Genomic DNA, 6,483 nt, shown 5'->3' with positions numbered 1-6,483 from the left:
AACGCGAGAGATGGCATCCACTGCCTGACTGAAATGCATAAAAAAATCCGGAACCCTTAACATGGATTCCGGATTTTCTCTTGCCTGATCAGCAAGTTAAAGAGCTTAACTGATCGGCATTAGGCCTAGGCCGGTTTTTTATTTCCTGTTTACCAAGCCGATCAGGCCTGGTAGGGATCGCGCAACACGATGGTTTCGTTGCGGTCCGGACCGGTGGAGACAATATCCACCGGCGCCTCGCACAACTCTTCCAGCCGCTTGATATAGGCCTGCGCCGCCGCCGGCAGCTGCTCGAGCGAGCGAACACCAACTGTCGACTCACTCCAGCCCGGCAGCTCCTCATATACCGGTTCGACCGCTTCGTAGTCCTCGCTGCCGCTCAGCGACTGTACCACGTTGCCGTCCTTATCCTTGTAGCCGACACACACCTTGATAGTTTCCAGGCCGTCCAGCACGTCCAGCTTGGTCAGGCAGAGACCGGAGATCGAGTTGATCTGGATCGCATGCTTCAGCGCTACCGCATCGAACCAGCCGCAACGACGGGCACGACCGGTAGTCGCGCCGAACTCGTGGCCACGCTCCGCCAGTCGGGCACCCACGTCACAACCCAGCTCGGTCGGGAACGGACCGCCACCGACACGGGTGGTGTACGCCTTGGTGATACCCAGCACATAGTCCAGGTAAAGCGGGCCGAAACCGCTACCGGTGGAGGTACCGCCAGCAGTGGTGTTGGAGGAGGTCACGTACGGGTAGGTACCGTGGTCGATATCCAGCAACGAGCCCTGTGCACCTTCGAACATGATGTTCTCGCCACGCTTGCGCAGGTCATGCAGGACCTCCGACACATCGGTCACCATCGGCCGCAGCTGCTCGGCCATCTCCAGCGCTTCGGCCAGCACCGCATCGAAGGACACCGGCTCCGCCTGGTAGTAGTTCTGCAGCATGAAGTTGTGATATTCCATCACCTCCTTCAGCTTGCGAGTGAACAGCTCGGTGTTCATCAGGTCACCCAGACGCAGACCGCGACGAGCCACCTTGTCCTCGTAGGCCGGCCCGATGCCGCGTCCGGTGGTGCCAATCTTGGCATCGCCACGGGCCGCTTCACGGGCCTGATCCAATGCCACGTGGTACGGCAGGATCAGCGGACAGGCCGGGCTCAGCCGCAGCCGCTCGCGCACCGGTACACCGGCATCTTCCAGCTCTTTGATCTCCTTGAGCAACGCTTCCGGGGACAGCACGACGCCGTTACCAATCAAACAGAGCACGTTTTCACGCAGAATGCCGGACGGGATCAGATGCAGTACCGTTTTCTGCCCTTCGATTACCAGCGTATGACCTGCGTTATGACCGCCCTGGAAACGGGCTACGGCCGCGGTCTGCTCAGTCAGCAGATCGACGATCTTGCCCTTACCTTCGTCACCCCACTGGGTTCCCAAAACGACGACGTTTCTACCCATTGTTGCCTTCTAGAGATTGATTAAGTTTATTTGACCGGCTTACCGCTTGGCGATAACCCATTGACCTTCGCGCAGCACCAGCTGGTGGCTGTACGCATCTTCCTGCGCCGCCCCCGGCAGCGCCTGGACCACCCGTTCGCCCTGCGCGCGCAGGTCACGGATAGCCCGTAACAAGGATTCATCCTCACCGGCTGGCGCCACCACGACCGGCGCCATCGACACCGGCTCGCGCGACAGCTCCGCCAACGTCTTCAGATCAGCACTGAAGCCGGTGGCCGGCCGGGCACGACCGAAGTCGCGACCGATCTCGTCGTAGCGACCGCCCTTGGCGACCGCCTGGCCGTGGGTCGGCACGTAAGCGGCAAACACCACGCCGGTGTGATAGTTGTAGCCCCGCAGCTCACTCAGATCGAAGTAGAGATCCAGCTGCGGATAGCGCGCCTGCAGGGTATCCGCCAGCCGCTGCAGATATTGCAGCGCCTCGGCCACCTGGGCCGGCGCCTCGGCAAATACCTGCTGGGCCCGCGCCAGCACCTCGACGCCGCCGATCATACGCGGCAATTCAGCCAGCCAGCCCCGCACCTGCGGACCGTCCAGCGTATCGACGAATTGGGCCAGCTCCGGTAGCGCCTTGCGCTCCAGGATATCGCGGTACTCCGCCTGCTGCGCGCCGTCCAGCGCGGCCGCCGCCATCAGGCCGCCAAAGATATCCACATGACCGAGATCCAGGCTCAGATCATGATCAGCCTTGACCTCCGCCAGGGTCTCCAGCATCAGCGAGATCACTTCCAGATCACTCTCGATGCCGGCATGACCGTAGATCTCGGCACCCACCTGGGTCGGATTGCGCGAAGCCAGCGGCTGGGCCGGATGGGTGTGCAGCACGGAGCCGCAGTAGCACAGCCGGTTAACCCCTTCGGTATGCATCCGGTGGGCATCGATCCGCGCCACCTGCGGGGTGATATCAGCCCGCACACCCAGCGTGCGGCCACTGAGCTGATCGGTCAGCTTGAAGGTATTCAGATCCAGGTCGCGACCAACACCGGTCAACAACGAGTCCAGATGCTCCATCAACGGCGGCATGACCAGTTCGTATCCCCAGCGGTGGTACAGATCCAGCATCCGGCGACGCAGCGCTTCTACATAATGCGCATCGGGCGCCAATACCTCTTTTACACCGTCCGGCAGCAACCAGCGATCTGCCAATGCCATGCGTTACCTCGTCGACCTAAATCAGCGTATCCAATATAACAGCAACACGCCCAGGCACATGCTGACGAAACCCAGCCAGCGCAACACCCGGTTACTCACCAGAGCCAGCTGCTGCACAAGTTGCCGCCAACGCTGCGGATAAAGGAACGGTATCACGCCCTCTATGATCAGCATCAACGCAAAACCCGCCGCCAGCGCCTGCCAGAATTGCTCACTCATGGTTCTGCTACAGGTTGCCTGCTCTCGCGTATTGCCACAAAAAAACCGGGTCGCAGCCCGGTTTTTGAGATTCTACCACGACTGCGGGCGAATGGAGCCCCGCAATCGTAAATTTTTTAACCAGCGCCGCCGCCCTTGGTGGCGGACTTGTCAAGGTACTTGAAGAAGTCGCTGTCCGGCTTCAACAGCAGCACATCGTTGCTCCGACCGAAGGAGTTCCGGTAGGCCTGCAGGCTGCGATGGAAGGAATAGAACTCCGGATTCTGGTTATAGGCATCGGCATAGATCTTGGCCGCCAGCGCATCGCCCTCACCGCGCGCCTGTTCGGCTTCACGGTAGGCCTCAGCCTTGATCACCGTCTGCTGACGGTCGGCATCGGCACGAATCCCCTCGGCCAACTCCTTACCACGCGAGCGCAGCTCACGGGCCAGACGCTCACGCTCGGTGCGCATCCGCTCGTAGACAGAGTTGGAGACCTCCGGTGGCAGGTCGATCCGCTTGATCCGGACATCCATCACCGCCACACCCAGTTCGGCCTGAGCGATCTTGCTGAGGTTGGCGATCACATCGGTCATCACCTCCTCGCGCTCACCGGACACCACCTCGGTCAGCGTACGCTCACCGAACTGGTTACGCAGCTCGCCTTCGACACGGGTCGACAGCAGCTCGGCGGCCCGGAATTCGTCGCCGGAGGTCGCGGTATAGTATTTCTGCACATCGGCGACCCGCCATTTGATGAAGGAGTCGACGATCAGTCGCTTCTTCTCCAGCGTCAGGTACGCCTGCGGCCGTGCGTCCAGCGTCAGCACCCGGCTGTCGAACTTGCGTACCACGTTGATGAACGGCACCTTGAAATGCAGCCCCGGCGCTACGTCGGCATTGACGATCTCACCGAACTTCAGCAGCACCGCTCGCTCGGTTTCCTTGACGATATAGACCGCCTTGGAACCGATCAGCACCACCAGCAGCGCGGCGATCAGGCCGTACAATGATCTTGGTTTCATTAGCGTCCCTCCCGACGAGTACTGAGCTGACGTTGACGGATCTGATCAATCACCTGATTGGTCACCTGGCGCAGACTGTCATCATCCAACCGCACCGCACCACGACTGCTGTCGCGGGCTACTTCGGCGTTCTGCACCAGCTTATCCAGCGGCAGGTACATCATGTTGTTGCCGCCCTCCAGGTCAACCAGCACTTTCGGACTGCCGGTCATCACCGACTCCATGGTATCGAGGTAGAGACGCTCACGGGTCACCTGCGGCGCCTTCTCGTATTCCTCCAGCAATGCTACGAAACGCTTGGATTCACCCTCGGCCTTGGCCACCACCTCTTCGCGGTAAGCGTTGGCTTCCTCCAGCATCCGCTGGGCGGCACCACGCGCCTCCGGCACGATGCTGTTGGCGTAGGATTCCGCCTCGTTCTTGACCCGCTGTTCGTCCTCACGCGCCTTGATCACGTCATCGAAGGCATCCTGCACCTGACTCGGCGCCTGGGCGTTCTTGATGTTGACCTTGGAGATCGACAAACCGGTGCCATAGGCCTCCATGTAGCCCTGCAGCAGTCCCTGCACATCAATCGCCAGGGTTTCACGCCCCTCGGTCAGAATCGAGTGCATCTCGGAAGAACCGACCACATGACGTAGCGCCGACTCGGCCGCCTGCGACAGGCTATCGTCAGGATCACGCACATTGAGACGGTAGGCCTTCGGGTCGGCGATCACATACTGCACCGTCAGCTCAACGTCGACAATGTTCTCGTCCTCGGTCAGCATCAGTGCGCCATGGTCCACCGCCCGCACCCGGGTAACGTTAACCTTGCTGACCTCATCGACCAGCGGAGGGTTCCACTGCAGACCCGGGTTGACCACTTCGTGGAACTTACCGAGCCGCAGCACCACGCCGCGCTCCTGCTGGTCGACGGTATAGAAACCCATACCGCCCCAGAACAGCAGGGCCAGCGCCAGTACAAGCCAGAAGAATCCTGCGCCACCGGTCGCCCCGGAACCGCCGCCGTCGCCGCCGAAACCACTACCGCGTTTCTTACCGGCGCCACCGAAGATGTCATTCATCTTGTCCTGCAGTTTACGCAAAGCATCGTCCAGATCCGGCGGTCCCTGATCATCGCCACGCTTACCGCCACGATTATTCCCGCCACGCCAGGGATCGTGGTTATCGCCGTTGCCGCCAGGCTCATTCCAAGCCATAGAATTCTCCGTACAAAAGCTTGATTCAATGCGAAAAATTTTAGGTAGCGCCCGCTAGCTGCGCAAGCACTAATATTCCGCATCCGTGTTCAGTGGACCGCAACCGCCATGTAACGTTCAGGATCCAACCCCAAACGGCTCAACAACTGCAGCATATCCTTACGTTGAAGCCGGACATCCAGTTTTATCTGCCCCAGCTCGTCAACCTGCTCACTCAACACCGCCCCCTGAGCATACAACTGGGCACGGAACTGCCCTTCACCGGGCTGCAAACAGAGCGTCTGATGAAAAATATCATCAGCCAGCAGCTCGCTGATCGCCTGTGCCAACAGATCCAATCCCGCACCGCTGACCGCCGACAACCACACCCGTACCGGCCGGCCATCATCGTCGCGATCGATACGCGGCGGTTGATCGCGCAGCAGGTCGAGCTTGTTGTACACCTGCAGGGTCGGCACCGAGTCGGCACCGATCTCCGCCAGCACCTCGTGCACCTGCTCGATATGACCCTGACGCTCCTCGTCATGACAGTCGATCACATGCAGCAACAGGGTCGCATCGACGGTTTCCTGCAATGTAGCGCGGAATGCCTCGACCAGCTTGTGCGGCAGGTGACGGATAAAACCGACGGTGTCGGCCAGGATCGCGCTGCCGACATCGGCCACGTCGATCCGTCGCAGGGTCGGGTCGAGCGTCGCGAACAACTGATCGGCAGCGTAGACTTCCGCGGCGGTAATCTTGTTGAACAGGGTCGACTTGCCGGCATTGGTGTAGCCGACCAGCGACAGCGTCGGGATCTCCGCCCGCCGCCGTGCCCGCCGCCCCTGGTCGCGCTGGCGGCGCACCCGTTCCAGCCGGCGTTGGATACTCTTGATCCGCGCCCGCAGCAAACGGCGGTCGGTTTCCAGCTGGGTTTCACCCGGCCCACGCAGGCCGATACCGCCCTTCTGTCGCTCCAGGTGGGTCCAGCCGCGCACCAGCCGGGTCGACATGTGCTCGAGCTGGGCCAGCTCCACCTGCAACTTACCTTCGTGGGTACGGGCCCGCTGAGCGAAGATATCGAGGATCAGACCGGTGCGGTCCAGCACCCGGCATTGGATCTCACGTTCGATATTGCGCTCCTGACCGGGGCTCAGGGCATGGTTGAAGATCACGATCTCCGCCTCATGCTGATGCACCAGCGCGCGCAGCTCCTCCAGCTTGCCGCTACCGAGAAAGAACTTGGGACTGGGCTGGTGGCGCGACCCCGTCAGGAATTCGACGGGGTCGGCACCGGCAGAAAGGGCGAGCTCTTCGAGCTCCTGAGGACTTTCCTGTTCGGCCTCATCGGCCATTTCAATATGAACGAGAATGGCGCGTTCACCAGACTCGGGACGTTCAAAGAACAAT

Annotated in this window: 6 protein-coding genes; all 6 read right to left on the bottom strand. The window is 60.9% G+C overall.

Going from position 1 to position 6,483, the window contains the following annotated elements; genetic code table 11:
• Window positions 1-161 precede the first annotated feature (161 nt).
• Window positions 162-1,457, bottom strand: a complete 1,296-nt coding sequence (locus tag K6T12_RS10690; protein WP_222222278.1) for an adenylosuccinate synthase — start codon at window positions 1,455-1,457, stop codon at window positions 162-164.
• Between the two features lie 39 nt (window positions 1,458-1,496).
• Window positions 1,497-2,669: an ATP phosphoribosyltransferase regulatory subunit gene (locus tag K6T12_RS10685; protein WP_222222276.1), complete on the bottom strand. Its 1,173-nt coding sequence runs from the start codon at window positions 2,667-2,669 to the stop codon at window positions 1,497-1,499.
• Between the two features lie 21 nt (window positions 2,670-2,690).
• Window positions 2,691-2,888, bottom strand: coding sequence for a DUF2065 domain-containing protein (locus tag K6T12_RS10680; protein ID WP_222222274.1), 198 nt, complete (start codon window positions 2,886-2,888; stop codon window positions 2,691-2,693).
• Window positions 2,889-3,004: 116 nt separating this feature from the next.
• Complete coding sequence (gene hflC, locus K6T12_RS10675; RefSeq protein ID WP_222222272.1) at window positions 3,005-3,892, bottom strand: protease modulator HflC; 888 nt, start codon at window positions 3,890-3,892, stop codon at window positions 3,005-3,007.
• Window positions 3,892-5,094, bottom strand: coding sequence for an FtsH protease activity modulator HflK (gene hflK, locus K6T12_RS10670; protein ID WP_222222270.1), 1,203 nt, complete (start codon window positions 5,092-5,094; stop codon window positions 3,892-3,894). Before hflK ends, hflC begins: the two co-directional genes overlap by 1 nt.
• Window positions 5,095-5,183: 89 nt before the next feature.
• On the bottom strand, window positions 5,184-6,482 hold the full coding sequence (gene hflX, locus K6T12_RS10665; protein WP_222222268.1) for a ribosome rescue GTPase HflX: 1,299 nt from the start codon (window positions 6,480-6,482) through the stop codon (window positions 5,184-5,186).
• Window position 6,483: the final 1 nt, after the last annotated feature.

This window comes from Marinobacterium arenosum, from assembly GCF_019795155.1.
GTDB lineage: Bacteria > Pseudomonadota > Gammaproteobacteria > Pseudomonadales > Balneatricaceae > Marinobacterium_C > Marinobacterium_C arenosum.
The sequence above is the reverse complement of the archived record's forward strand: the minus strand, read 5'-3'. Positions and strand labels throughout refer to the sequence as shown.